The organism is Pseudomonas ogarae, assembly GCF_014268695.2.
Lineage (GTDB): Bacteria > Pseudomonadota > Gammaproteobacteria > Pseudomonadales > Pseudomonadaceae > Aquipseudomonas > Aquipseudomonas kilonensis.
Window position 1 is genome coordinate 1,546,683 of the sequence record NZ_CP077086.1, and the last position, 23,640, is coordinate 1,570,322.

At 58.8% G+C, this 23,640-nt stretch carries 24 protein-coding genes; 17 read left to right on the forward strand and 7 right to left on the reverse strand.

What is annotated here, in order from left to right; genetic code table 11:
* Window positions 1–114 precede the first annotated feature (114 nt).
* From tilS to ispD, 6 genes are all read left to right on the forward strand, one after another.
* Window positions 115–1,440, forward strand: a complete 1,326-nt coding sequence (gene tilS, locus HU749_RS06645) for a tRNA lysidine(34) synthetase TilS (RefSeq protein ID WP_095963435.1) — start codon at window positions 115–117, stop codon at window positions 1,438–1,440.
* A gap of 274 nt (window positions 1,441–1,714) precedes the next feature.
* Window positions 1,715–3,346 (forward strand): CTP synthase, encoded by a 1,632-nt coding sequence (gene pyrG / locus HU749_RS06650; RefSeq protein WP_046065018.1) that lies wholly within the window; start codon window positions 1,715–1,717, stop codon window positions 3,344–3,346.
* Window positions 3,347–3,350: 4 nt separating this feature from the next.
* Window positions 3,351–4,196, forward strand: a complete 846-nt coding sequence (gene kdsA, locus HU749_RS06655; protein WP_003198268.1) for a 3-deoxy-8-phosphooctulonate synthase — start codon at window positions 3,351–3,353, stop codon at window positions 4,194–4,196.
* 154 nt (window positions 4,197–4,350) lie between these two features.
* Window positions 4,351–5,640, forward strand: coding sequence for a phosphopyruvate hydratase (gene eno, locus HU749_RS06660; RefSeq protein WP_024619350.1), 1,290 nt, complete (start codon window positions 4,351–4,353; stop codon window positions 5,638–5,640).
* 171 nt (window positions 5,641–5,811) lie between these two features.
* Complete coding sequence (ftsB, locus tag HU749_RS06665; RefSeq protein WP_003184873.1) at window positions 5,812–6,090, forward strand: cell division protein FtsB; 279 nt, start codon at window positions 5,812–5,814, stop codon at window positions 6,088–6,090.
* A complete protein-coding gene (gene ispD, locus HU749_RS06670) occupies window positions 6,087–6,794 on the forward strand; it encodes a 2-C-methyl-D-erythritol 4-phosphate cytidylyltransferase (protein ID WP_186651818.1) in 708 nt (235 codons plus the stop codon). The genes ftsB and ispD overlap by 4 nt, the downstream gene beginning before the upstream one ends.
* Before the next feature lie 155 nt (window positions 6,795–6,949).
* On the opposite strand, the gene HU749_RS06675 is transcribed toward ispD, so the two are convergent.
* Entirely contained in the window at window positions 6,950–7,846 is an 897-nt protein-coding gene (locus HU749_RS06675; RefSeq protein WP_014336804.1) for a LysR substrate-binding domain-containing protein, read from the reverse strand.
* A gap of 107 nt (window positions 7,847–7,953) precedes the next feature.
* Between HU749_RS06675 and HU749_RS06680 the strand changes: the two genes are divergently transcribed.
* The 8 genes from HU749_RS06680 (at window position 7,954) to rpoS (ending at window position 15,083) form a co-directional block, all read left to right on the forward strand.
* A complete protein-coding gene (locus tag HU749_RS06680; RefSeq protein ID WP_079302082.1) occupies window positions 7,954–9,066 on the forward strand; it encodes an S-(hydroxymethyl)glutathione dehydrogenase/class III alcohol dehydrogenase in 1,113 nt (370 codons plus the stop codon).
* An 8-nt stretch (window positions 9,067–9,074) separates the two neighbouring features.
* A complete protein-coding gene (gene fghA / locus HU749_RS06685) occupies window positions 9,075–9,920 on the forward strand; it encodes an S-formylglutathione hydrolase (protein WP_018603685.1) in 846 nt (281 codons plus the stop codon).
* A gap of 43 nt (window positions 9,921–9,963) precedes the next feature.
* Window positions 9,964–10,437 (forward strand): 2-C-methyl-D-erythritol 2,4-cyclodiphosphate synthase, encoded by a 474-nt coding sequence (gene ispF / locus HU749_RS06690; protein ID WP_003184863.1) that lies wholly within the window; start codon window positions 9,964–9,966, stop codon window positions 10,435–10,437.
* Window positions 10,434–11,492 carry a tRNA pseudouridine(13) synthase TruD gene (truD, locus tag HU749_RS06695; RefSeq protein WP_186651816.1) on the forward strand — a complete coding sequence of 353 codons (1,059 nt, stop codon included), beginning with the start codon at window positions 10,434–10,436 and terminating at the stop codon, window positions 11,490–11,492. Before ispF ends, truD begins: the two co-directional genes overlap by 4 nt.
* The gene (surE, locus tag HU749_RS06700; RefSeq protein ID WP_003198282.1) at window positions 11,480–12,229 is read left to right on the forward strand and encodes a 5'/3'-nucleotidase SurE; all 750 of its coding nucleotides are present in this window, start codon (window positions 11,480–11,482) and stop codon (window positions 12,227–12,229) included. Before truD ends, surE begins: the two co-directional genes overlap by 13 nt.
* A 41-nt stretch (window positions 12,230–12,270) precedes the next feature.
* On the forward strand, window positions 12,271–12,906 hold the full coding sequence (locus HU749_RS06705; protein ID WP_170862085.1) for a protein-L-isoaspartate(D-aspartate) O-methyltransferase: 636 nt from the start codon (window positions 12,271–12,273) through the stop codon (window positions 12,904–12,906).
* A gap of 211 nt (window positions 12,907–13,117) precedes the next feature.
* Complete coding sequence (locus HU749_RS06710) at window positions 13,118–13,969, forward strand: peptidoglycan DD-metalloendopeptidase family protein (protein ID WP_186651814.1); 852 nt, start codon at window positions 13,118–13,120, stop codon at window positions 13,967–13,969.
* 106 nt (window positions 13,970–14,075) lie between these two features.
* The gene (rpoS, locus tag HU749_RS06715; RefSeq protein ID WP_003198289.1) at window positions 14,076–15,083 is read left to right on the forward strand and encodes an RNA polymerase sigma factor RpoS; all 1,008 of its coding nucleotides are present in this window, start codon (window positions 14,076–14,078) and stop codon (window positions 15,081–15,083) included.
* 1,484 nt (window positions 15,084–16,567) lie between these two features.
* Here rpoS and fdxA read toward each other — a convergent pair.
* A complete protein-coding gene (fdxA, locus tag HU749_RS06720) occupies window positions 16,568–16,891 on the reverse strand; it encodes a ferredoxin FdxA (protein ID WP_079302086.1) in 324 nt (107 codons plus the stop codon).
* A gap of 142 nt (window positions 16,892–17,033) precedes the next feature.
* Complete coding sequence (gene mutS / locus HU749_RS06725) at window positions 17,034–19,601, reverse strand: DNA mismatch repair protein MutS (protein ID WP_186651812.1); 2,568 nt, start codon at window positions 19,599–19,601, stop codon at window positions 17,034–17,036.
* A gap of 242 nt (window positions 19,602–19,843) precedes the next feature.
* Between mutS and HU749_RS06730 the strand changes: the two genes are divergently transcribed.
* From HU749_RS06730 to HU749_RS06740, 3 genes are read left to right on the forward strand one after another with little or no spacing between them, the layout of a single operon-like run.
* Window positions 19,844–20,584 carry a hypothetical protein gene (locus tag HU749_RS06730; RefSeq protein WP_186651810.1) on the forward strand — a complete coding sequence of 247 codons (741 nt, stop codon included), beginning with the start codon at window positions 19,844–19,846 and terminating at the stop codon, window positions 20,582–20,584.
* The gene (locus HU749_RS06735; RefSeq protein ID WP_186651808.1) at window positions 20,577–21,137 is read left to right on the forward strand and encodes a hypothetical protein; all 561 of its coding nucleotides are present in this window, start codon (window positions 20,577–20,579) and stop codon (window positions 21,135–21,137) included. Before HU749_RS06730 ends, HU749_RS06735 begins: the two co-directional genes overlap by 8 nt.
* A 29-nt stretch (window positions 21,138–21,166) precedes the next feature.
* The gene (locus HU749_RS06740) at window positions 21,167–21,832 is read left to right on the forward strand and encodes a hypothetical protein (RefSeq protein ID WP_186651806.1); all 666 of its coding nucleotides are present in this window, start codon (window positions 21,167–21,169) and stop codon (window positions 21,830–21,832) included.
* On the opposite strand, the gene HU749_RS06745 is transcribed toward HU749_RS06740, so the two are convergent.
* The 4 genes from HU749_RS06745 to HU749_RS29350 all read right to left on the reverse strand — a co-directional run bounded on the left by HU749_RS06745 (window position 21,829) and on the right by HU749_RS29350 (window position 23,584).
* Window positions 21,829–22,827 (reverse strand): tyrosine-type recombinase/integrase, encoded by a 999-nt coding sequence (locus tag HU749_RS06745; RefSeq protein WP_186651804.1) that lies wholly within the window; start codon window positions 22,825–22,827, stop codon window positions 21,829–21,831. The two genes, HU749_RS06740 and HU749_RS06745, sit on opposite strands and share 4 nt — an antisense overlap.
* An 11-nt stretch (window positions 22,828–22,838) precedes the next feature.
* Window positions 22,839–23,033, reverse strand: a complete 195-nt coding sequence (locus HU749_RS06750; RefSeq protein ID WP_010564156.1) for a DUF4224 domain-containing protein — start codon at window positions 23,031–23,033, stop codon at window positions 22,839–22,841.
* A gap of 63 nt (window positions 23,034–23,096) precedes the next feature.
* A complete protein-coding gene (locus HU749_RS06755; protein ID WP_186651802.1) occupies window positions 23,097–23,294 on the reverse strand; it encodes a hypothetical protein in 198 nt (65 codons plus the stop codon).
* The gene (locus HU749_RS29350; RefSeq protein ID WP_186651800.1) at window positions 23,291–23,584 is read right to left on the reverse strand and encodes a CopG family ribbon-helix-helix protein; all 294 of its coding nucleotides are present in this window, start codon (window positions 23,582–23,584) and stop codon (window positions 23,291–23,293) included. Before HU749_RS29350 ends, HU749_RS06755 begins: the two co-directional genes overlap by 4 nt.
* Between the last annotated feature and the right edge of the window lie 56 nt (window positions 23,585–23,640).

A 23,640-nucleotide genomic window follows, 5' to 3' on the forward strand; every position in this document is an offset into this window, starting at 1 on the left:
TGGGAGCGGGCTTGCTCGCGAAAGCGGTTTAACATTCAACCTATGTGTTGACTGATTCACCGCCTTCGCGAGCAAGCCCGCTCCCACATTTGATTTGTGCCAAGGCTGAAACCCATGAACGCAAGCAACGATCTGCCAAGCCGCCTGCTTACCCAGCTCATTCCCTGGCGCAACGCCGCCACCTGGCGCATCGCCTTCTCCGGCGGCCTCGACTCCACCGTCCTGCTGCACCTGCTCGCGACCCTTTCGCAACACCACTCCTTGCCCGCATTGAGCGCTATCCATGTGCATCACGGCCTCCAGGCGGTGGCTGAGGCGTGGCCGGACCATTGTCGTTCGGTCTGCGCGGCCCTGGGCGTGCGGCTGGACGTGGTGAGTGTGCAAGTGCGCCCTGGTGCCAGTGTCGAGCGCGCTGCCCGGGAAGCGCGTTACGCGGCCTTTGTCGCGGCGATCCACAGCAATGAAGTGCTGCTTACCGCCCAGCATCGCGATGACCAGGCCGAAACCCTGCTGTTTCGCCTGCTAAGGGGAGCGGGGGTGAAGGGCTTGGCAGCAATGCCGCGGCAGCGTCCTTTGGGCCGAGGGCATCTGCTGCGACCGTTGCTCGATGTGTCCCGTGTGGAGCTGGAAGCTTATGCGAGGCAGCACGGCTTGAGCTGGATCGAAGATCCCTCCAACGACGACCACCGGTACGCGCGCAATTACCTGCGCCAGCGGGTTTTTCCAGTGCTGGCCGAGCAATGGCCGCAAGCCTCGGCGACCCTGGCGCGCAGCGCTGCGCACATGGGCGAAGCCCAAGGCTTGCTGGATGACTTGGCGCGGATCGACCTGGCCCAGGCCGCGACCGCGGGCGCGTTCGACTGGCTTGGGCTGCAATCCCTGGCGCTGGCGCCTTTGCGGGTGTTGTCGCCGGCCCGTCAGCGCAACGCCTTGAGCCATTGGCTGGCGCCGATGACCCTGCTGCCCGACAGCGATCACTGGTCGGGCTGGGACTCGCTGCGCGATGCCGCCGATGATGCCCGGCCGATCTGGCGACTGGCCGGTGGTGAGTTGCACCGCGCCGCCGGGCGGGTCTGGTGGTTATCCGACCACTGGCTATCTTCGCTGCCAGGCGCCGTCGACTGGGTCGATCCGACGGTTGGGCTGAGCTTGCCGGACAACGGTCGCGTGATGCTTAGCGGTACGCCGCCTGCGGGACCGCTTTGCGTACGCTATCGTCAAGGCGGCGAGGTGCTGGCGTTAGCGGGGCGTGGTCATCGCGACCTTAAGCGTTTACTCAATGAAAAGGGCGTGCCAGCGTTCGTTCGCGGCCGATTGCCGCTGCTCTATCAGGGCCAACAATTACTGGCGGTGGCCAACCTGGCCGGGCTCGATGCACAGGCTGATGGCAGTTGGCAATTGATCTGGACGCCAGGAAGCCAAGATCTGGGTTTGAGCTGAAAGGGGCTTTCCGGTAGACTACGCTCCCTTCTTGATACAACTTCTGTGGATTCGCCTGAATTGCAGGAGTTGCCGATTACCAAGCAGTCTTTGCTGGGCGATTCCAAAAAATGTGTAGCGAGCAACGTACCGGTGATTTCACTTCCGGTCTGTCCCAACGCGGCGGTTTTTTTGAAAGGTGCACTGTGATTAATGCAGGTGATCGGGGGCTTCGGCCTTCCTTCGCTTTCCCCGGCGGCTCGGACCGCTTTAACGCAGACTTCTAGGGTTTTTCATGACGCGCTACATATTCGTCACGGGCGGTGTTGTTTCTTCATTGGGGAAAGGCATTGCCTCGGCTTCATTGGCGGCCATCCTGGAGGCGCGGGGACTTAAGGTCACCATGCTCAAGCTGGACCCGTACATCAACGTTGACCCGGGCACCATGAGCCCGTTCCAGCACGGTGAAGTGTTCGTCACCCACGACGGCGCCGAGACCGACTTGGACCTGGGCCACTACGAGCGGTTCATCCGCACGACCATGACCCAGAACAACAACTTCACCACCGGCCGTGTCTACGAACACGTGCTGCGCAAGGAGCGTCGTGGTGACTACCTGGGCGCGACCATCCAGGTCATCCCGCACATCACCGACGAAATCAAGCGCCGCATCATCAAGGGTGCTGGCGATGCCGACGTGGCGATGGTCGAAATCGGCGGCACCGTGGGCGACATCGAGTCCCAACCGTTCCTCGAGGCCATCCGCCAGTTGCGTTTCGAAATCGGCGCCAAGCGCGCGATGCTGATGCACCTGACACTGGTGCCGTACATCGCCACGGCCGGCGAAACCAAGACCAAGCCCACCCAGCACTCGGTCAAGGAACTGCGTTCCATCGGCCTGCAGCCGGACGTGCTGATCTGCCGCTCCGATCACCCGATCGACATCTCGTCGCGTCGCAAGATCGCCCAGTTCACCAACGTTGAAGAGCGCGCGGTCATCGGCCTGGAAGACGCCGACACCATCTACAAGATCCCGGGCATCCTGCACTCCCAGGGCCTGGACGACTTCGTCGTCGAGCGCTTCGGCCTGCAATGCGCCAGCGCCGACCTGTCCGAATGGGAGGCCGTGGTCGATGCCAAGCTCAACCCGGAGCACGAAGTCACCATCGCCATGGTCGGCAAGTACATGGAGCTGCTGGACGCCTACAAGTCGTTGATCGAGGCGATGAGCCACGCCGGTATCAGCAACCGCACCAAGGTCAACCTGCGCTACATCGACTCCGAAGACATCGAGAACCAGGGCACCGGCCTGCTTGAAGGCGCCGATGCGATCCTCGTGCCGGGCGGCTTCGGCCTGCGGGGCGTGGAAGGCAAGATCACCGCCGTGCAATACGCTCGCGAAAACAAGGTGCCTTACCTGGGTATCTGCCTGGGCATGCAAGTGGCGGTCATCGAGTTCGCCCGTAACGTGCTGGGCTGGAAAGACGCCAACTCCACCGAATTCGATCGTGCCAGCGGCCATCCGGTCGTGGGCCTGATCACCGAGTGGGAAGATGCCACCGGTGCCGTGGAAGTACGCACCGAAGCCTCGGACCTGGGCGGCACCATGCGTCTTGGCGCCCAGGATTGCCTGCTCGAAGCCGGCTCCAAGGTGCACGATTGCTACGCCAAGGATGTGATCGTCGAGCGTCACCGTCATCGCTACGAAGTGAACAACAACCTGCTGCCGCAGTTGATCGAAGCCGGCCTGAAAATCTCCGGTCGTTCCGGTGACGGCGCGCTGGTCGAAGTGGTCGAGGCTCCGGATCACCCATGGTTCGTCGCTTGCCAGTTCCACCCCGAGTTCACCTCGACGCCACGGGACGGTCATCCGTTGTTCAGCGGTTTCGTGAAGGCCGCTTTGGCTCAACATCAGAAAAAGGCATAAGACGATGGCCCAGAAGATCATCCGCGTCGGCGACATCGAGATTGCCAACGACAAGCCCATGGTGCTGTTCGGCGGCATGAACGTGCTGGAAAGCCGCGACATGGCGATGCAGGTTTGCGAGGAGTACGTGAAGGTCACCCAGAAACTGGGTATTCCTTACGTGTTCAAGGCCAGCTTCGACAAGGCCAACCGTTCCTCCGTGACGTCCTACCGTGGCCCGGGCCTGGAAGAAGGCATGCGGATCTTCCAGGACATCAAGCAAGCCTTTGGCGTGCCTATCATCACCGACGTCCACGAGCCTGCCCAGGCCGCGGTCGTCGCCGAGGTCTGCGATATCATCCAGTTGCCGGCTTTCCTGTCGCGCCAGACCGACCTGGTGGTGGCGATGGCCAAGACCGGTGCGGTGATCAACATCAAGAAAGCCCAGTTCCTCGCGCCCCAGGAGATGAAACACATCCTGAGCAAGTGCGAAGAAGCCGGCAATGACCAGTTGATCCTCTGCGAGCGCGGTTCGAGCTTCGGCTACAACAACCTGGTAGTGGACATGCTCGGCTTCGGCATCATGAAGCAGTTCGAATACCCGGTGTTCTTCGACGTGACGCACGCCTTGCAGATGCCCGGTGGTCGTTCCGACTCCGCTGGCGGTCGTCGCGCCCAGGTCACCGATCTGGCCAAAGCCGGCATCAGCCAGTCCCTGGCCGGTCTGTTCCTCGAGGCCCACCCCGATCCAGACAACGCCAAGTGCGATGGCCCTTGTGCCTTGCGTTTGAACAAGCTGGAACCCTTCCTGTCTCAGCTCAAGGCATTGGACGAGCTGGTCAAGAGTTTTCCGACGATAGAAACCGCGTAACGCGGTTTTCTCCGGTAAAGTACCGCTCGATAAACGCTCTGGCCTGCGGGCCGGGCGTTATCGTCGGCAAGCCTGCCCGCTGCTCTCTACCCGCCGACGGTAAAAGATTTCCTCTCGCTGCGTCGTTTTCGTCAACTTTGGAGTGTTTACAACAATGGCAAAAATCGTCGACATCAAAGGTCGTGAAGTTCTCGACTCCCGTGGCAACCCCACTGTTGAAGCGGACGTGCTTCTCGACAACGGTATCATCGGCAGCGCTTGCGCGCCGTCCGGTGCTTCCACTGGCTCGCGCGAAGCGCTGGAGCTGCGTGATGGCGACAAGAGCCGTTACCTGGGCAAGGGCGTGCTCAAAGCCGTCGCCAATATCAACGGTCCGATCCGCGAGCTGTTGCTGGGCCAGGATCCTGCCGACCAGAAAGCCCTCGATCACGCGATGATCAAGCTCGACGGTACGGAAAACAAAGCCACCCTGGGTGCCAACGCGATCCTCGCCGTGTCCCTGGCCGCTGCCAAGGCCGCTGCCCAGGACCAGGACCTGCCGCTGTACGCCCACATCGCCAACCTCAACGGTACCCCGGGTGTCTACTCGATGCCGGTGCCGATGATGAACATCATCAACGGCGGCGAGCATGCCGATAACAACGTCGACATCCAGGAATTCATGGTGCAGCCGGTTGGCGCCAAGACCTTCTCCGAAGGCCTGCGCATGGGCACCGAGATTTTCCATCACCTCAAGGCTGTGCTCAAAGCCCGTGGCCTGAGCACCGCGGTTGGCGACGAAGGCGGTTTCGCACCGAACCTGGCGTCCAACGAAGACGCGCTGAAAGTGATCTCCGAAGCTGTGGCCAACGCTGGCTACAAGCTGGGCACCGACGTGACCCTGGCCCTGGACTGCGCGGCCAGTGAATTCTACGAAGACGGCAAGTACAACCTGTCCGGCGAAGGCCAGGTGTTCACCGCCGAAGGTTTCGCCGACTACCTCAAGGGCCTGACCGAACGTTATCCGATCATCTCCATCGAAGACGGCCTGGACGAGTCCGACTGGGCTGGCTGGAAAATCCTCACCGACAAGATCGGCGAGAAAACCCAACTGGTGGGTGACGACCTGTTCGTGACCAACACCAAGATCCTGAAAGAAGGCATCGACAAGAAGATCGCCAACTCGATCCTGATCAAGTTCAACCAGATCGGCACCCTGACCGAAACCCTGGAAGCCATCCAGATGGCCAAGGCTGCCGGCTACACCGCCGTGATCTCCCACCGCTCCGGTGAAACCGAAGACTCGACCATTGCCGACCTGGCCGTGGGCACTGCGGCAGGCCAGATCAAGACTGGTTCGCTGTGCCGTTCCGACCGCGTTTCCAAGTACAACCAACTGCTGCGTATCGAAGAGCAATTGAATGGCAAGGCCAAGTACAACGGTCGCGCCGAGTTTCGCGGTTAAGCGGTAAATGATAAAAAGACAGCGGGTTAGGTCGCAAATGTCGCCATGGCGGCGGTTTTGCCTCTAATCTGATGCCTTATCAAGCACAAGCCTGGGTTCTCCAGGCTTCGTGCTATCAGACGCTTCAAAGTTTGGCATGGCGGTCTTTTTTCACTGGATACCTGATATTCGATGCGCAGTCCCAATTGGTTGTTTCTTGTCTTGCTCCTGTTGCTGGCCGGCCTGCAGTACCGCCTGTGGGTGGGCAATGGCAGCTTGGCGCAAGTGGCCGACCTGACTCAGCAAATTGCCGACCAACACGCCGAAAACGAGGCGCTGCTGGAGCGTAATCGGGTGATGGACGCCGAAGTGACCGAGCTGAAAAAAGGCATGGAGACCGTTGAAGAGCGGGCTCGACATGAACTGGGCATGGTCAAGGAGGGCGAAACCCTCTACCAGTTGGCCCAATGAGTATTCGTTTGCCGGCCTTCTGGGCCGTGATTCCAGCCGCGGGCGTTGGCGCTCGTATGGCCGCGGACCGTCCCAAGCAATACCTGCAGTTGGGCGGACGCACAATTCTTGAACACAGCCTCGGCTGTTTCCTCGATCACCCCACCGTCAAGGGTGTGGTGGTCAGCCTGGCACACGATGATCCCTACTGGCCGACCCTGGCCTGTGCCAACGACCCACGCATCCAGCGCGTCGACGGTGGTGAACAACGTTGCGATTCAGTGCTCAATGCCTTGCTGCACCTGCACGAACAGGGCGCCGACGATCACGACTGGGTGCTGGTGCACGACGCTGCCCGGCCCAATCTGGCCCGGGACGACCTGGACACACTGCTCAGCGAGTTGGCGACCGATCCGGTCGGCGGCCTGCTGGCTGTCCCTGCGCGCGACACCCTCAAGCGCGTCGACAAGCACGGCCGCGTGCTGGAGACCGTTGATCGCAGCGTGATCTGGCAAGCCTACACGCCACAGATGTTCCGTCTCGGCGCCTTGCATCGGGCCTTGGCCGACAGCCTGGTTGCAGATGCGGTAATTACCGACGAAGCGTCCGCCATGGAATGGGCGGGACAGGCGCCTCGGCTGATCGAAGGGCGGGCCGATAACATCAAGGTCACCCGGCCGGAAGACCTGGAGTGGTTGCGCCAGCGGTGGGCGAATCGGCATTAAGCGAGAAGTGGAGGCGTCTTCTGAGTCGCCATCGCGAGCAGGCTCGCTCCCACAAGGGATTTTGGCTGTACACAAAATTTGTATCCGCTGAAGATCCAATGTGGGAGCGAGCCTGCTCGCGATAGCAATCGATCAAGCAACATAAAAAACCACTGTCATCCCCGATATTCCGGCCGCCCAGCCAAGCCTTCCTTCAAGTAATCCACCAACTTGCGCACCTTTGGCGACAGGTGTCGCTGCTGCGGGTACAACGCCCACACCGCCGTATTCGGGGGCTGATGAGCCTCCAGCAGCGAGATCAACGCCCCACTGTGCAAATGCTCCAGCACGTAATAATCCGGCAGTTGACACAACCCCACCCCTTGCAACGCCGCATCCAACACCGCTTGCCCACTGTTGCAGCGCCAGTTTCCCTGTACCCGTTGGGAAAATTCCCGCCCGTTCTGCTCCAGTTGCCAGACGTCGGAGCTGCCGATCAGGCAGTTGTGGCGGCTCAGTTCCGACAAACTGTGGGGCCGCCCGTAGCGTTCCAGGTACGAGGGTGAAGCGCACAGGTACATGCGCCGCGGTGCCAGGCGCGTGGCGACCAGGCGGGAGTCCTGCAAGCGACCCAGGCGAATCGCCAGGTCCAGGCCTTCGTGCACCAGGTCCAGAGGGCGGTTGCTCAGTTCGATGTCTACCCGCAACTGCGGGTACAGCCCCATGAACCGCGTTACCAGGGGCACGATAAACCGTTCGCCATAGGCCACGGCGCAAGTCATGCGCAGCATGCCCTTGGGTTCGCTGGTGAGATCGCCCACCGCCCGCAGTGCTTCCTCGCGTCCGTCCTGCAAGCGTTGGCAATGCTGCAAAAACGTCTGGCCGGCCTCGGTCAGGGTGACCCGCCGGGTACTGCGGTAGAGCAATCGTGTCTGCAAACGCTCTTCAAGCCGTACGATTTGTCGGCTGATGTGGGAGGAAGAAACCCCAAGACGTTCGGCGGCGGCGGTGAATTGACTGCATTCAGCCACGGCGACGAACTCGTCGATGCCTTCCCAGCGGTTATCGGACATGAAGGATTATCCCTGTACAGCAATAATGTTTTGCTTTTGGTTGGATTATTCATCGTCCGGCGGAGGATTACACTCCCGGTCTTGTTTTTATTTGCTGGAGAGTCCGGATGATCAAGTCGCGCGCTGCCGTTGCCTTCGAGGCCAAGAAACCCCTGGAAATCGTTGAAGTCGACGTCGCCATGCCCAAGGCGGGCGAAGTGCTGTTGCGCGTGGTGGCTTCCGGTGTCTGCCACACCGATGCCTACACCTTGTCGGGCGCCGACCCGGAGGGGATCTTCCCGTCGATCCTCGGTCACGAAGGCGGCGCGATTGTCGAAGCCGTCGGCGAAGGCGTGACCTCGGTCGCGGTGGGCGACCATGTGATCCCGCTGTACACGCCGGAATGCGGCCAGTGCAAATTCTGTAAGTCAGGCAAGACCAACCTCTGCCAGGCGATTCGCGCCACCCAGGGCAAAGGCCTGATGCCGGACGGCACTTCGCGCTTTTCCTACAAGGGCGAGACGATTTTCCACTACATGGGCACCTCGACGTTCTCCGAGTACACCGTGCTGCCGGAAATCTCCGTCGCGAAGATTCCAAAAGAAGCCCCGCTGGAAAAAGTCTGCCTGCTGGGTTGTGGCGTCACCACCGGTATCGGCGCGGTCCTCAACACCGCCAAGGTCAAGCCGGGTGACACCGTGGCGATCTTCGGCCTGGGCGGCATCGGCCTGTCGGCAGTGATTGGCGCGGTAAAGGCCAAGGCCGCGCGCATCATTGCCATCGACATCAACCCGGCCAAGTTCGAAATCGCCAGGCAACTGGGCGCTACCGACTGCGTCAACCCGAAAGACTTCGACCGTCCGATCCAGGAAGTCATCGTGGACATGACTGACGGCGGCGTGGACTTTTCCTTCGAGTGCATCGGCAATGTCCAGTTGATGCGTGCCGCGCTGGAGTGCTGCCACAAAGGCTGGGGCGAGTCGGTGATCATCGGCGTGGCCGGCGCTGGCCAGGAAATCGCCACCCGTCCCTTCCAGTTGGTGACCGGGCGCGTCTGGCGTGGTTCGGCCTTTGGTGGCGTGCGCGGTCGCACCGAGTTGCCAAGCTACGTGGAGATGGCCGCGACGGGCGAGATCCCGCTGGATACGTTCATCACCCACACCATGGGCCTGGAAGATATCAACAAGGCATTCGACCTGATGCATGAAGGCAAGAGCATCCGCACCGTTATCCATTTCTGAGGTCGGTCATGAGTCTGGAAAACATCTCCTGCCAGAAAAGCTTCGGCGGCTGGCACAAACGTTACCGGCATCGTTCCGACGTGCTCGGTTGTGACATGGTGTTTGCCGTGTACTTGCCGCCGCAAGCGGAGCAGGGCGGCAAGTTGCCTGTGCTGTATTGGTTGTCCGGGTTGACCTGCACCGACGAGAACTTCATGCAAAAGGCTGGCGCCCAGCGCATGGCCGCCGAGCTGGGCCTGATCATCGTCGCGCCGGACACCAGCCCCCGTGGCGCCGACGTGCCGGGCGATCCGGACAATGCCTGGGACTTTGGCCTGGGGGCGGGCTTTTATTTGAACGCCACGCAGGATCCGTGGGCACGGCACTATCGGATGCATGACTACGTGGTGCAGGAATTGCCGGCACTCGTCGAAGCGCATTTCCCAGCCTCGGACAAACGCGGCATCAGTGGTCACTCCATGGGCGGCCACGGTGCGCTGGTCTGCGCCTTGCGCAACCCGGGGCGTTACCGTTCGGTGTCGGCTTTTTCGCCGATCAACAATCCGATGGATTGCCCATGGGGCCAGAAGGCTTTCTCCCGTTACCTGGGGGAAGACCGCTCGAAATGGCGGGAATGGGATGCCTGTGCATTGATTGCCGAGGCACAGGAGAAGCTGCCACTGCTGGTGGATCAGGGCGATCGCGATGATTTCCTGGCCAACCAGCTCAAGCCCGAAGCCTTGCAACAGGCGGCCAAGGCTGCCGACCATCCGTTGGAGCTGCGCCTGCAACCGGGCTACGACCACAGCTACTTCTTCATCGCCAGCTTCATTGACGACCACTTGCAGCATCATGCGCGCGCTCTAAACGCCTAATGCAGGTAGAATCACGCCCTGACAAAAATCGGGGCGTTTTTTTATGCGTATTGGCCACGGCTACGATGTTCACCGTTTCGCTGAAGGCGACTTCATTACTCTGGGCGGCGTGCGAATCGCACATGGCTTCGGGCTGCTCGCGCATTCTGACGGTGATGTCCTGCTGCACGCCTTGAGCGATGCATTGCTCGGCGCGGCTGCCCTGGGTGACATCGGCAAGCACTTTCCCGATACCGACCCGCAATTCAAGGGCGCTGACAGCCGTGTGCTGCTGCGCCATGTTGTCTCGCTGATCCATGCCAAGGGCTGGAAGGTCGGCAACGTCGATAACACCATCGTTGCCCAAGCCCCCAAGATGGCGCCGCACATCGAAGCGATGCGCCAATTGATTGCCGAGGATCTTCAAGTTGAGTTGGACCAAGTGAACGTGAAAGCCACCACCACCGAGAAGCTGGGCTTCGTCGGTCGCGAAGAAGGCATTGCCGTCCACTCCGTCGCCTTGTTGCTGCGCCCATGACGGAACTGGAACTGTTAGGGCCGCGTGCCTACGGTGAACCGCTGGGCAGTGCGGTACTCAAGGCCACCGCTGAAGATTTCCAGGTCGATGAAGTACTCGATATCCCGTTGACCGGCGATGGCGAGCACCTGTGGATCTGGGTTGAAAAACGTGGCTTGAACACCGAAGAGGCTGCCCGGCGAATCGCCAAGGCGGCTGGCGTGCCGTTGCGCACCGTCAGCTACGCCGGGCTCAAGGATCGTCAGGCCCTGACCCGCCAGTGGTTCAGCGTCCAATTGCCAGGCAAGGCCGATCCGGACCTGTCGGCGGCAGAGAACGACACGCTGAAGATCCTCAAGACCGCACGCCACAGGCGCAAGCTGCAACGCGGTGCGCACTCGGCCAATGGCTTTACCTTGCGCCTGACCCAATTCAAGGGCGACACGGCGGCGATCGATGCGCGTCTGCAGCAGATTGTCCGCCAGGGCATCCCCAACTATTTTGGCGCCCAGCGCTTCGGCCATGACGGCGGCAATGTCGTCGATGCCCGGGGCTGGGCGGCGCGCAAGGCGTTGCCGGAACAGCGCAATGTGCGCTCGCGTCTGTTGTCCACCGCCCGCAGCTTTCTGTTCAACCAGGTACTGGCGGCACGGGTCGCCAACGGTACCTGGCAGCAAGCCCAGGTAGGCGACTTGCTCGCCTTCACCGACAGCCGCAGTTTTTTTCCGGCCGGTGAGGCTGAGTGCAGCGACCCGCGCCTGGCCATTCTCGATTTGCACCCGACCGGGCCGCAGTGGGGCGAGGGACCTTCGCCTGCCGCCGGTGCGACGTCCGAGCTGGAACAAGCCATCGCCGCGGGTGAGGCCGATTTGCGGGACTGGTTGATAAACGCGGGAATGAGTCACGAACGTCGCATCCTGCGACTGCCCATTGGCGGGCTGTCGTGGCATTATCCCTCGCTAGACATTCTGCAACTGGAATTCGTCCTGCCGGCCGGATGTTTCGCCACTGTCTTGGTGCGCGAACTCGTCGATCTGGTGCCGGTGGGGCAGACGGACAGCCCATGCGTATTCTGATTTCTAACGACGACGGGGTGACAGCACCCGGTCTTGCCGCGCTTTATGCTGCGCTGGCGGATTTTGCCGAGTGCGTGGTCATCGCCCCGGACCAGGACAAAAGCGGCGCCAGCAGCTCGCTGACGCTCGACCGTCCGTTGCATCCCTGCTATCTGGATAACGGTTTCATCAGCCTCAACGGCACTCCGACCGATTGCGTGCACCTGGGCCTCAATGGCTTGCTGGAGCGTGAGCCGGACATGGTGGTGTCGGGTATCAACCTTGGCGCCAACCTGGGGGACGACGTGCTGTATTCCGGCACGGTTGCCGCCGCCCTGGAAGGTCGCTTCCTGGAAAAGCCATCGTTTGCCTTTTCGTTCGTTTCACGGCAGGTCGACAACTTGCCGACCGCCGCCTACTTCGCCCGTAAACTGGTCGAAGCCCACGGCGAGCTGGAGCTGCCGCCACGCACGGTGCTGAACGTGAATATCCCCAACCTGCCGCTCGATCACATCCGTGGCATCCAGCTCACTCGCCTGGGCCATCGTGCCCGCGCCGCCAAGCCGATGCACGTCGTCGACCCGCGCGGCAAGGCCGGTTACTGGATCGCCGCCGCCGGTGATGCCGAGGACGGCGGGCCGGGCACTGATTTCCATGCGGTGATGCAAGGTTATGTCTCGATCACGCCGTTGCAACTGGACCGCACCTTCAACGACGCCTTTCGAAATCTCGATGGCTGGCTGGAGGGGCTGCGCTGATGGCTCGTGAGCAAGACGATATGCTGCGCCGCGGAATCGGCATGACCTCCCAGCGCACCCGTGAACGACTGATCCAAAGGCTCTACGAAGAAGGCCTGTCCAATGCCCAGGTGTTGGAGGTGATTCGCCGCACACCACGCCATTTGTTCGTCGATGAAGCCCTGGCCCATCGCGCCTATGAAGACACGGCGTTGCCGATCGGCCACAACCAGACCATTTCCCAGCCGTACATGGTGGCCCGCATGAGCGAGCTGCTGCTGGAGGCGGGGCCGCTGGACAAGGTGATGGAGATCGGTACCGGTTCGGGTTACCAGACGGCGGTGTTGTCGCAGCTGGTCGAGCGGGTGTTTTCCGTGGAGCGGATCAAGGTACTGCAGGATCGCGCCAAGGAACGCCTGGTTGAGCTGAACCTGCGCAACGTGGTGTTTCGCTGGGGCGATGGTTGGGAAGGTTGGCCAGCCCTGGCGCCGTACAACGGCATCATTGTGACCGCGGTGGCCACCGATGTGCCCCAGGCCTTGCTGGATCAGCTTGCCCCCGGTGGACGACTGGTCATTCCGGTGGGCGCCGGCGAAGTCCAGCAACTGATGCTGATCGTGCGCGAAGAACACGGTTTTTCGCGACATGTCCTGGGGGCGGTGCGGTTCGTGCCATTACTCAATGGGCCGTTGGCCTGAGCATTTATAAACAGACGCTGAATTCCGTGGCCTGGCCTATGTCTTACAGCGGCACCGATTTGCTGAACAGAGTCCAACGGCGTCGAGCAAACGTGTGCGGTGACACGTTGCGCTTCATTAATAGAGGCGCAGTCGTTGCCAGCTATATTTGTATGAGGTCTGCCTGGACAGGCAGTTTCCAATTTTTCAGCCACCACAAAGGGAGCGGCGGGTGAGTCTCACAGTCATTGCGCAGTGTATGGGTATCACGAGCTTTCAGCGCCTGGTGACTGGCCTTGTCTTGAGTACTTTGCTGGTCGGGTGTTCCAGTACGCCGTCGGGTAACGTCCGGGTTGTCGATCGCAACAACAACAGCGCAACACCTCAACGTCCTACAGTAACGACCGGTCAATATGTAGTCCGTCGCGGCGATACCCTGTTTTCCATCGCTTTTCGCTACGGCTGGGACTACAAAGCCCTCGCGGCGCGCAACAACATTCCTGCGCCTTATACGATTCACCCCGGTCAGACGATTCGCTTCGATGGCCGTAGTGGCTCAACGCCTACCGCCGTGGTGACGCAGTCGGGTTCGACGGCTTCGTCGTCTAGCAAAACCACGGTTATTCGCCGGCCGGCGGGGGCTGGGACGGTGGTAATACCGTCCGTCGCGAGCAAACCGACCCCTGCTCCGATGCCTCCTGCAGGCCCCGCCCCGACAGGCTGGGGATGGCCTTCTAATGGCGTTCTCATTGGAAAATTCTCTTCAAACGGTAGTTTGAATAAAGGAATTGATATCGCCGGGGATTTGGGACAGCCTGTTTTAGCCGCGTCTGATGGGACGGTTGTGTACGCCGGGAGTGGTTTAAGGGGCTACGGCGAACTCGTCATCATCAAACACAGCGATACCTACGTCAGTGCCTACGGTCACAACCGCAGGCTGTTGGTTCGGGAGGGGCAGCAGGTCAAAGTCGGACAGACAATTGCCGAAATGGGATCAACGGGAACAGACCGGGTGAAACTGCATTTTGAGATTCGCCGGCAAGGTAAACCAGTCGATCCGCTGCAATTCCTGCCTCGGCGTTGATTTGATTGTCAGCCTGTTCCGTCACGTAGAGGGAACAGGCTCCAGCGTTGCCAAGGATAAAGGCGTCGCTTGAGCTTGAGGTCGAACTCACCAAAGGACTATAACAATGGCTCTCAGTAAAGAAGTGCCGGAGTTTGACATCGACGATGAGGTTCTCCTTATGGAGACCGGCATCGCTATGGATTCGATGTCGAATGATGAAGGGGCGACTCCACCTTCCGTTCGTGCCAAATCCAAACACTCCGCTTCACTTAAACAACATAAGTACATCGACTACACCCGGGCGCTGGACGCCACTCAGCTGTACCTCAACGAAATCGGTTTCTCGCCACTGCTCTCCCCCGAGGAAGAAGTTCATTTTGCGCGGCTGTCGCAAAGTGGCGACCCGGCCGGCCGAAAACGCATGATTGAAAGCAACCTGCGCCTGGTGGTGAAAATCGCCCGACGCTACGTCAATCGCGGGCTTTCGCTGCTGGACCTGATCGAAGAGGGCAACCTGGGCCTGATTCGCGCCGTCGAGAAATTCGACCCCGAGCGCGGCTTCCGTTTCTCGACCTACGCCACCTGGTGGATCCGCCAGACCATCGAACGGGCAATCATGAATCAAACCCGGACCATCCGGTTGCCGATTCATGTGGTCAAGGAGCTGAACGTCTACCTGCGGGCTGCCCGTGAGTTGACCCAGAAACTCGACCATGAACCTTCACCCGAAGAAATCGCCAACCTGCTGGAAAAACCGGTGGGAGAGGTCAAGCGCATGCTTGGGCTCAACGAGCGTGTTTCCTCGGTAGACGTCTCGCTGGGGCCGGATTCGGATAAGACCCTGCTCGATACCCTGACCGACGATCGTCCGACCGATCCGTGCGAGTTGCTTCAGGACGATGATTTGTCCCAGAGCATTGACCAGTGGCTTTCGGAACTTACGGACAAGCAACGGGAAGTGGTGATTCGCCGCTTCGGCTTGCGCGGTCACGAAAGCAGCACGCTTGAAGATGTGGGCCTGGAGATTGGTTTGACCCGTGAGCGGGTGAGGCAGATCCAGGTTGAAGGTCTCAAGCGCCTGCGAGAGATCCTGGAGAAGAACGGCTTGTCGAGCGAGTCGTTGTTTCAATAATACCAGTGCAGCAGCGAATGCCTCCGCATCAGGGGTAATGCTGTTTAGTTAGAGAAAATGGCGCTTCTTTCAGAAATGGAAAGTGCCATTTTTTTTGGCTTGGGTTTGGGGGTATATCCGTTTTTTGCGTAACGACGGCTTATGGTTCCGCTCTTACAGCGGGTCACTTTTGAAAAGCGCAAAAGTAACCAAAACGCTCTTGCCCCACCACTCGGTGCCTCGCTTAGGCTCGGCATGCCTGAACGAAGGCATTGCTCCGTGGGCCGCCGCGAAGGGCCATCCATGGCCCAGCGCGGCTAACCCGGCATCCATGCCGGGTTGCCCACTGCGCAATACCTTCGTTCAGCCAGCGTGGTTAACGGGGCGCCCCAGATCAAAAGCAAAAGCGAGGCGGCCTTATAGCCGACCTGGTTCTGGGTGAGACCGCGTTTCCCCTGTGGGAGCGAGCTTGCTCGCGATGGCGGTGGGGCAGTTTGCGGTGATGTTGGATGTGCCGGCCTCATCGCGAGCAAGCTCGCTCCCACAGGAGGTCTGTGTTGGATATGAATTTTGTGTCCGCTGAAGATCGAATGTGGGAGCGAGCCTGCTCGCGATGGCGGTGGTTCAGTTACATGGATGTTGGGCTTACTGGCCTCATCGCGAGCAAGCTTTGCTCCCACAGATCTGATGGGTGTACGACCGGGAGAGCCAGGTCGGCTATAAGGCCGCCTCGCGGTGGACGTTGATCTCGGCGCCCCGTTAACCACGCTGGCCGAACGCAGGCATTGTGGAGTGGGCATCCCGGCATGGATGCCGGGTTAGCCGCGCTGGGCCATGGATGGCCCTTCGCGGCGGGCCCACGGAGCAATGCCTTCGTTCGGGCACACCGAGCCTAGGCGAGGTGCCGAGTGGTGGGGCATGAGCGTTTTGCTTACTTTTGCGCTTCTCAAAAGTGAGCCGCTGTAAGAGCGGAACCATAAGCCGCCGTTACGCAAAAAACGGATATACACACTACCCCTGACCCCCCCACCCGTAAAACGATAGAACATCACGACTGGTTCAAAGCTTTCCGAAGGGCGTTTCCCCAGTTCCGCCCTATTTGTAGTTTCAGCTTGTAAGCCTTTGCCTAGTCTTACGTAAGCGATCAGTTCCCCATCGGCCGGACAGACCGCTATAAATACCGTGATCTTTTTGTATTCATCTGATTTATAACGAAAATTTGTTTATGAACGTAGCGTTACAGAGCAAGCCACCTGTATCAGCCGCGTTGCACTCGCCCGGGAAAATACTAATATCAGTCCTGTGTCGACGGACAGACACACCCGTCAAGGACGATGGGAAGGAAGGACATCGCAGGACGCGATTCATCAGGATGATGAAAAGGATTAAAGGGATTAGGGAAAAAATGTGGGCGGGTCAAACCGCCCCTTTTTTTTGCCTGCGATTTCTTGATCCGAAAAAGCAAAAAGGCCCGCAAGGGGCCTTTTCGACGAACGCAGGGGTGATCAGCGTTCGAGGTCTGCGATCTTGCCTTCCTTGCCATCCCACTCTTCAGCGTCAGGCAGCGCATCTTTCTTCTCGGTAATGTTCGGCCAGATGTCCGCCAGTTCGGCGTTCAGTTCGATGAAGTTCTCCATGCCGGTCGGCACTTCGTCTTCCGAGAAAATGGCGTTCGCCGGGCATTCCGGTTCACACAGGGCGCAGTCGATGCACTCATCCGGGTGAATGACCAGGAAGTTCGGGCCTTCGTAGAAGCAGTCCACCGGACAGACTTCTACGCAATCGGTGTACTTGCACTTGATGCAGTTGTCGGTGACGACGAAGGTCATTTCTAATTCTCTCCTCAGGCGGCGGCAGCGAAGCCCCTTCACGGTAGGGTCGCCAGGTTTGGGAGCGATAGTCTGCGGACCAGGCTAATAGTCCGCAGCATCCCAAACCGCGCGCGATTCTAACAGCTTGAAAGCCTGTGTGTTAGATCCGTGTCTTCAATGTATAGAGTAAATCCAGTGCCCGACGTGGCGTCAGGTCGTCCAGATCGAGCTTGGCCAGTTCATCGAGAACCGGATGCGGCAGGCTGGCGAACAGGTCGCTTTGCTGCGGCGCGGCCGGTTTGCCTTTGGTCGGGCGCGGTGCTTCGTGAGGCAGGCTGGTGGTTTCCAGGCGGCTCAGGTGCTCGCGGGCACGAGTAATGACTTCACTTGGCACACCGGCCAGTTGCGCCACCGCCAGGCCGTAGCTCTGGCTGGCCGGGCCGGGCAGCACGTGGTGCAGGAAGACGATGCGCTCGTTGTGCTCGGTGGCATTGAGATGCACGTTGGCCACTAAAGGCTGGCTTTCCGGCAACACGGTGAGTTCGAAGTAATGGGTGGCGAACAGCGTGTAGGCCCGCAGGTGCGCCAGGCGCTCGGCCGCTGCCCAGGCCAGGGACAAGCCGTCGAAGGTGCTGGTGCCGCGTCCGACTTCGTCCATCAGCACCAGGCTGCGTTCGGTGGCGTTGTGCAGGATGTTCGCGGTTTCGCTCATTTCCACCATGAACGTCGAACGTCCACCGGCCAGGTCATCGCTGGAGCCGATCCGGGTGAAGATCCGGTCCACCAGGGACAATTCGCAACTGGCCGCCGGGACGAAGCTGCCAATGTGGGCCAGCAGCACGATCAGTGCGGTCTGGCGCATGTAGGTGGATTTACCGCCCATGTTCGGACCGGTGATCACCAGCATGCGGGTGTTGTCGTCCAGGCTCAGGTCGTTGGCCACGAACGGCGTGGTCAGCACTTGCTCGACCACCGGGTGACGGCCTTGGCTGATGCGCATGCACGGTTCACTGACGAAGCGCGGGCAGTTCAGGTCCAGGTTCAGTGCGCGTTCGGCCAGGTTGCTCAGCACGTCCAGTTCCGCCAGGGCGCCGGCGGTGTCCTGCAAGGGCGGCAATTGGCTGATCAGGTCCTCGAGCAACGCTTCATAGAGCATCTTTTCCCGGGCCAGGGCGCGGCTCTTGGCCGACAGCGCCTTGTCTTCGAACGCTTTGAGTTCCGGGGTGATGAACCGCTCGGCGCCCTTGAGGGTCTGGCGGCGAACATAATCGGCCGGGGCCTGTTCGGCCTGCTTGCTTGGCAATTCGATGAAATAACCGTGGATGCGGTTGTAGCCGACCTTGAGGTTGGCAAGGCCCGTACGGGCTTTTTCCCGGGCTTCAAGGTCGATCAGGAACTGGCCGGCGTTCTCGCTCAGCGCTTGTAGCTCGTCGAGTTCGGCGTCGTAGCCGGTTTTCAGCACGCCACCGTCACGGATCACCGCCGGTGGGTTATCGATAATGGCTTTTTCCAGCAGCGCGGCCAGCTCCGGGTAGGTGCTGGTGGTGCGCGCCAGTTGCTGCAGGTGCGGCGCTTCGAGATCGGTCATCGCCACCTGCAATTCGGGCAACGCGCCCAGGGCATCGCGCAGGCGCGCCAGGTCACGGGGACGGGCGTTGCGCAAACCGATGCGGGCGAGGATGCGCTCGATGTCGCCGATTTCCTTGAGCTGCGGTTGCAACTGCTCGAAGCGATAACGATCGAGCAGGCAGGTAATGGAGGTTTGACGCGCCAGCAGCACGGTCAGGTCCCGCAGCGGACGATTCAACCAGCGAGTCAGCAATCGGCTGCCCATGGCGGTCTGGCAGCGATCGACCACCGATTGCAGGGTGTTGTCGCGCCCGCCGGCCAGGTTGGTGTCCAGTTCCAGGTTGCGGCGGCTCGCGCCGTCCAGCACCACGGTGTCATCCAGGCGTTCGTGCCGCAGGCTGCGCAAGTGGGGCAGGGCGGTGCGCTGGGTTTCCTTGGCGTAGGCCAGCAGGCAGCCGGCCGCACCGATGGCCAGGGTCAGGTTCTCGCAACCGAAGCCCTTGAGGTCCTGGGTGGAAAACTGCTGGCAGAGACTTTTCAGCGCCGAATCACGCTCAAAATCCCACGGCGCCCGACGCCGCACGCCACGGCGTTTTTCCGCCGGCAGGTCTTTGGGCCAGTCATCTGGGATCAACAGTTCCACCGGGTTGACCCGCTCGAGCTCCGCCAGCAGGTTTTCCCAGCCCTTGATTTCCAGCACCGAGAAGTTGCCGCTGGTGATGTCCAGTACCGCCAGGCCGAACAGGCGTTCATCGCCGAGCACGGCGGCGATCAGGTTGTCCCGGCGTTCATCCAGCAAGGCTTCGTCACTGACCGTACCCGGGGTGATGATCCGCACGACTTGGCGTTCCACCGGGCCTTTGCTGGTGGCCGGGTCGCCGACTTGCTCGCAGATCACCACGGATTCGCCGAGCTTGACCAGCTTCGCCAGGTAACCTTCTGCCGCGTGATAAGGAATCCCACACATCGGAATGGCCATGCCCGCCGATTGCCCACGCGCCGTCAGGGTGATGTCCAACAGCTTGGCAGCCTTCTTCGCGTCCTCGTAGAAGATCTCGTAGAAGTCGCCCATGCGGTAGAACATCAGCTGATCGGGGTGCTGGTTCTTCAGGCGCCAGTATTGCTGCATCATGGGGGTGTGGGCGGAAAGGTCGGTCATTCAAGGCCTTACAACGTGGTTGTCTATTAGACGAGTCAGGATTGTCTAATATTCTCGTTCAATACGCCACCTGCGCCACCTGCGGCAGCTACGACCAAGGTCGCGCCGACACATGAAACTTTTACTGCCGAAGTGACATCAGCGGTAAATGGGGACTATATTTCGTATATTTACCCATTCTCCAAAGGGGGGACGAACCTGAGGTGGGGTTGGGTGCACAGTTTTTAAGACGGAGCTTCAGTATGAGTTTGCCCGATATCAAGGAATGGCACGTAGAGACGTTAAGGCTGACCGTGTTTAGCATTGAGCCGATCAGCGGAGTGGGGCGTGAGTGGTGGAAACAGGTCACAAAATTTGATCCCGAAACTGCGGTCAATCGGCCCAGTGCAGGCGAGTACTTCGAGTCAGGCGAGTTTCTAGGCGGTCAATTTGAGCTGAAGACCGCTTTCAATAGAGTGGATTGGAGTCTTTCGTTTCCATTTACTGACTTGCCCGGCGCTCCAAAGCCGGAAGAGATTCACGCTTTAACGTTCAAATGGCTAATGGCATTTAAGTCTTGGCTCACCAGTTTGGACTTTGGTGTTGCGAGAGTTGCAGTCGGAGCTGTGTTCATTAAAAAGATTTCAAGTATTGCTGTAGGTAATAGTCTGATAAGTGATTATTTGCATTTTGTAAATGTCAATGACGGCTGCGAAATAGAGGATTTAATGATTCAAGTTAATAGTCCTTCTAGTTTTAAGTCGGTTGAGGGTTTGCGTCACAATCGGATTATTAAGTTGGGGGTATTAGAGCGTCAGGTGATTACCATCGGCCCAGCAGGCTTTCCGAATGCGGCGTCTGATACTGTGCTTCGTTGTGAGCTTGATATGAGTTCACCTCTTGGTCACCAACATGCAATTTTAGCGAGCGATTCTTACGAATTATTTAGTGAGATGGTTCATGCGTACTTGTCAATACTCAAGGATGGGATGATTGATGAATAGACTTAGCGATTTTTCCGAAGTTTATTTTGCGTCCAGCGAAGCAAGCACTGGAGAGTGGTTTTCTGGTGGTTCAAATGCAGTGTGTACAAAGTTTGAGGTGCTGTTCGACACGCCAGAATGTAATGATTATCTCTCAAATTTGAGTGTTTTAACCTATACTGTTGCAGATGCCGGTAAACGTAGTGTCAGGCTAAGCAATAACAATACGATTTTTTCGGAGTGGGATCGCATAGAAGACTCTCTTGCGGATTACAGTTCTGCTCGGGATCTTCTGTATTATTGGGAGAAACACGCAAAGGGGCGCTTTGCTTCTGTATTTATCGTTTATTTCGTGGAAAAGAATTTTTCGAGGATGAACTTGGATGTTATCAATTCTCTTCTACTTACGGCCTCTCCACACCGCCTCACTGAATGGTCCATGGTAGCCCTGCTTAGGGCCTCTTACTCCGCGAAGCATTTGCTCCCTGGATGGTTGGTGTTTTTTGAAGGCGTAAAAAAAGAACTTAAGGATAACGAACGAGCTCCCAAATTGCTTGCTGGGCTTGATTTGTAGCTTGTTGAGTGTTGTTGGCAGGGAATTGCATGAAGCTAGAACTGAAAAGGTATGATGTTGAGCTGCCAGATAATGTAAATCTCGCTCTAGTTATTACGGGTGATATTAGCGATGGTGGTCAGCGGCACACAGGTTTTGTAGTAAAAGATTTTTTTGGCGATGTTTGGCTTTTTCATCTCGCCTCAAATAATGTATATATTAAAAGTATATTTACCTCCAGATACCACTATCTTCTTGTGCCCTCTCTAGAGCCTGAGACTGAGTTGGTTATAATTTCATTCTTGGCTGTTCTGTATGGTGTCACTGAGGGTAAGGTACCTTACTCGATTGGCTGGGATGAGAAGCAGTACTTCGACTCTGGTGGCGGATTGGTCATGGATAATCCGGGAGATGGATTTACATGTGCAACTTTTGTTCTGGAATCTTTCAAACGATACGGAATGGATATGGTGGCGCGCGAAACTTGGCCGTTATCTCCAGAGGATTCTGCCTGGCAAAATAAAATTATAAAGTTGTTAGATTTAAGCCCTGAGCAATTTTTAGCGCAAGTTGAAAAAGTAGGTAAGTATCCGCGGTTTCATCCCGAACAAGCTTTGGGAGCCGCCCACCATTTCACAAATTTTCGCCTTCCATACTCCGTTGTTCATCCAGCAGGGGAGGAGGTCGTTGCAGAAATGGCCAGGTTGAGCGCTTAAGTTTCAAAATTCTTTAGTTGTGTTAACGCTGGAGGGACTCCGACGTGCATCTTGCGTAACCTCAAATAACGTTGCGTCATCTTCGCGTCTGTGTGACCTCCGAGTTTCTGAGCGTCGTTGCCTTGGTCGTCGGTATCAGAAAGAGACTTGGCTCGCAGGTCGTGCAGGCTCGCGTCTTCGACGCCGGCCTTTCTGCAGCTGATCGCGAAGGCGTCCTTCACCGAACTGTAATGCACGGGCTTTCCGCCGCGCGGAGAGCAGAACAGAGTGAGTCCCCGGATCTTTCGTGGCAGCGCCTTGACTCTGGCTATCAACTCTTCCAAGTCTGGAGTCATCTGAACCAGCAACCTCGCATTCGTCTTCTCCTGTTTGAACGCGATTCCATCAGAGCTAATGTCCGCCAAGCGAATGGCTAGGACGTCACCGATGCGCTGTCCGGTCAGGTAGCACATCTCATAGATCACCCGCATGTTGTCGCTTGAGTTGTCACAGATCGCCTGGAACTCCCCGTGGGTGATGTAGCGATCGCGCTTGTGTTCCAAGTGGCGTCGGACACCGATGCAGGGGTTAGAGTCGACGATCTGCTGCTCCAAAGCGTAGGTAAACACCGCTCGAAGCACCGAGATAACCCGGTTCGACATATTCGGTGTGTCCGCCATGTGCAGCTTGAGCGCGACGACGTGGCGCTGCAGTACCTCTCGAGGCTCGAAGTCGGCGAAGTTTTCTTTGAGGCGCTCACAGGCGGCTTCGTACTGCTTGAGGGTGTTCGGCTTGAGGGGCGGCTTGGTCCTAGTGCGCATGTGTTCGAGCGCATCGTCGATCAGCTTTGGCATGCCGCCCTGGGTGCCCTTGTCCAGCAGCTTCGCGTATTCAGTGAGTGATGCCTGAAAGTCGGTGCCCAGGCGCTTCCACTTGCCCTTGCGGACCAGGTAATAAGCGCCATGCTTTTGGTACATGCACGCCGGCAGGTGCCGGTCCTTCTTGCGCGGACGCATAGATCTTCACCTCAACCCAGCCGAAGTTCCGGCCCCTTTCTTGATTGAATACCACCCAGACGGCCGATGACTACCTGACGCAGCACCTTCGGGTGCCCATCACCACCTACCGCGAACCCGTAGCGTTCGGCGGTTAACCACTTTATCTGTGCCCCTGGCTTCTTATAGCCGGTCAGGTCGGCAACTTCCTCTGCAGTCAGAAACATACCTGCCTCCTTCCGTGTCGCGACACGATTTCGCTATTCGCGTTTTGTGTCGCGACATTTTCTTCACTCATCGCCGTTCCCCGACTCAGATACCACGTGCAGCTTGAGGTTAATGCCGCATGCCTGGGCCAAACGCATTAGCTCGCTGACCGTGGTGCTCGGCTCCTGCATGGCCTGGCCGAAGCGGACCAGGCGGGAGCCTAGCTGGCTGAACTCATTCTGGAGAGCAATCCGGCTGGCGCTGGGCGTTGTGGCTGTCATGGCTGCTCGCTCCCACAGACAGAGCCTTGCTGGATCTGGGTTTCAGCAGTATTTGAGCCTTGTTCGCTCCCACAGGTAGCGGACTGTCGCTTGCCCATGGAGGCATCGCGCAGGGCGTCCAGCAACAGCTCTTGGCGTCGATTGAAGTCGAGGTGGTTTCGGATCGCCTGGACAGTCACGCTGTTCATGCTGCGGTCTTCGAATGTCGCCAGTGCTTCGACATCGGCTCGCATGTCGTCTGGCAGGCGCACCACGAATTTATCGGCGGTGCGGGAGTCGTATCGCTTCATGGTTGCTTCTCCGTGGTTTTGGCTGAATATCATTTGTTGATGATGTAAACGACGAT

Coding starts and splice junctions, on each gene's coding strand:
- tilS (WP_095963435.1), top strand. CDS start 115: ATGAACGCAAGCAACGATCTGCCAAGCCGCCTGCTTACCCAGCTCATT.
- pyrG (WP_046065018.1), top strand. CDS start 1,715: ATGACGCGCTACATATTCGTCACGGGCGGTGTTGTTTCTTCATTGGGG.
- kdsA (WP_003198268.1), top strand. CDS start 3,351: ATGGCCCAGAAGATCATCCGCGTCGGCGACATCGAGATTGCCAACGAC.
- eno (WP_024619350.1), top strand. CDS start 4,351: ATGGCAAAAATCGTCGACATCAAAGGTCGTGAAGTTCTCGACTCCCGT.
- ftsB (WP_003184873.1), top strand. CDS start 5,812: ATGCGCAGTCCCAATTGGTTGTTTCTTGTCTTGCTCCTGTTGCTGGCC.
- ispD (WP_186651818.1), top strand. CDS start 6,087: ATGAGTATTCGTTTGCCGGCCTTCTGGGCCGTGATTCCAGCCGCGGGC.
- HU749_RS06675 (WP_014336804.1), bottom strand. CDS start 7,846: ATGTCCGATAACCGCTGGGAAGGCATCGACGAGTTCGTCGCCGTGGCT.
- HU749_RS06680 (WP_079302082.1), top strand. CDS start 7,954: ATGATCAAGTCGCGCGCTGCCGTTGCCTTCGAGGCCAAGAAACCCCTG.
- fghA (WP_018603685.1), top strand. CDS start 9,075: ATGAGTCTGGAAAACATCTCCTGCCAGAAAAGCTTCGGCGGCTGGCAC.
- ispF (WP_003184863.1), top strand. CDS start 9,964: ATGCGTATTGGCCACGGCTACGATGTTCACCGTTTCGCTGAAGGCGAC.
- truD (WP_186651816.1), top strand. CDS start 10,434: ATGACGGAACTGGAACTGTTAGGGCCGCGTGCCTACGGTGAACCGCTG.
- surE (WP_003198282.1), top strand. CDS start 11,480: ATGCGTATTCTGATTTCTAACGACGACGGGGTGACAGCACCCGGTCTT.
- HU749_RS06705 (WP_170862085.1), top strand. CDS start 12,271: ATGACCTCCCAGCGCACCCGTGAACGACTGATCCAAAGGCTCTACGAA.
- rpoS (WP_003198289.1), top strand. CDS start 14,076: ATGGCTCTCAGTAAAGAAGTGCCGGAGTTTGACATCGACGATGAGGTT.
- fdxA (WP_079302086.1), bottom strand. CDS start 16,891: ATGACCTTCGTCGTCACCGACAACTGCATCAAGTGCAAGTACACCGAT.
- mutS (WP_186651812.1), bottom strand. CDS start 19,601: ATGACCGACCTTTCCGCCCACACCCCCATGATGCAGCAATACTGGCGC.
- HU749_RS06730 (WP_186651810.1), top strand. CDS start 19,844: ATGAGTTTGCCCGATATCAAGGAATGGCACGTAGAGACGTTAAGGCTG.
- HU749_RS06735 (WP_186651808.1), top strand. CDS start 20,577: ATGAATAGACTTAGCGATTTTTCCGAAGTTTATTTTGCGTCCAGCGAA.
- HU749_RS06740 (WP_186651806.1), top strand. CDS start 21,167: ATGAAGCTAGAACTGAAAAGGTATGATGTTGAGCTGCCAGATAATGTA.
- HU749_RS06745 (WP_186651804.1), bottom strand. CDS start 22,827: ATGCGTCCGCGCAAGAAGGACCGGCACCTGCCGGCGTGCATGTACCAA.
- HU749_RS06750 (WP_010564156.1), bottom strand. CDS start 23,033: ATGTTTCTGACTGCAGAGGAAGTTGCCGACCTGACCGGCTATAAGAAG.
- HU749_RS06755 (WP_186651802.1), bottom strand. CDS start 23,294: ATGACAGCCACAACGCCCAGCGCCAGCCGGATTGCTCTCCAGAATGAG.
- HU749_RS29350 (WP_186651800.1), bottom strand. CDS start 23,584: ATGAAGCGATACGACTCCCGCACCGCCGATAAATTCGTGGTGCGCCTG.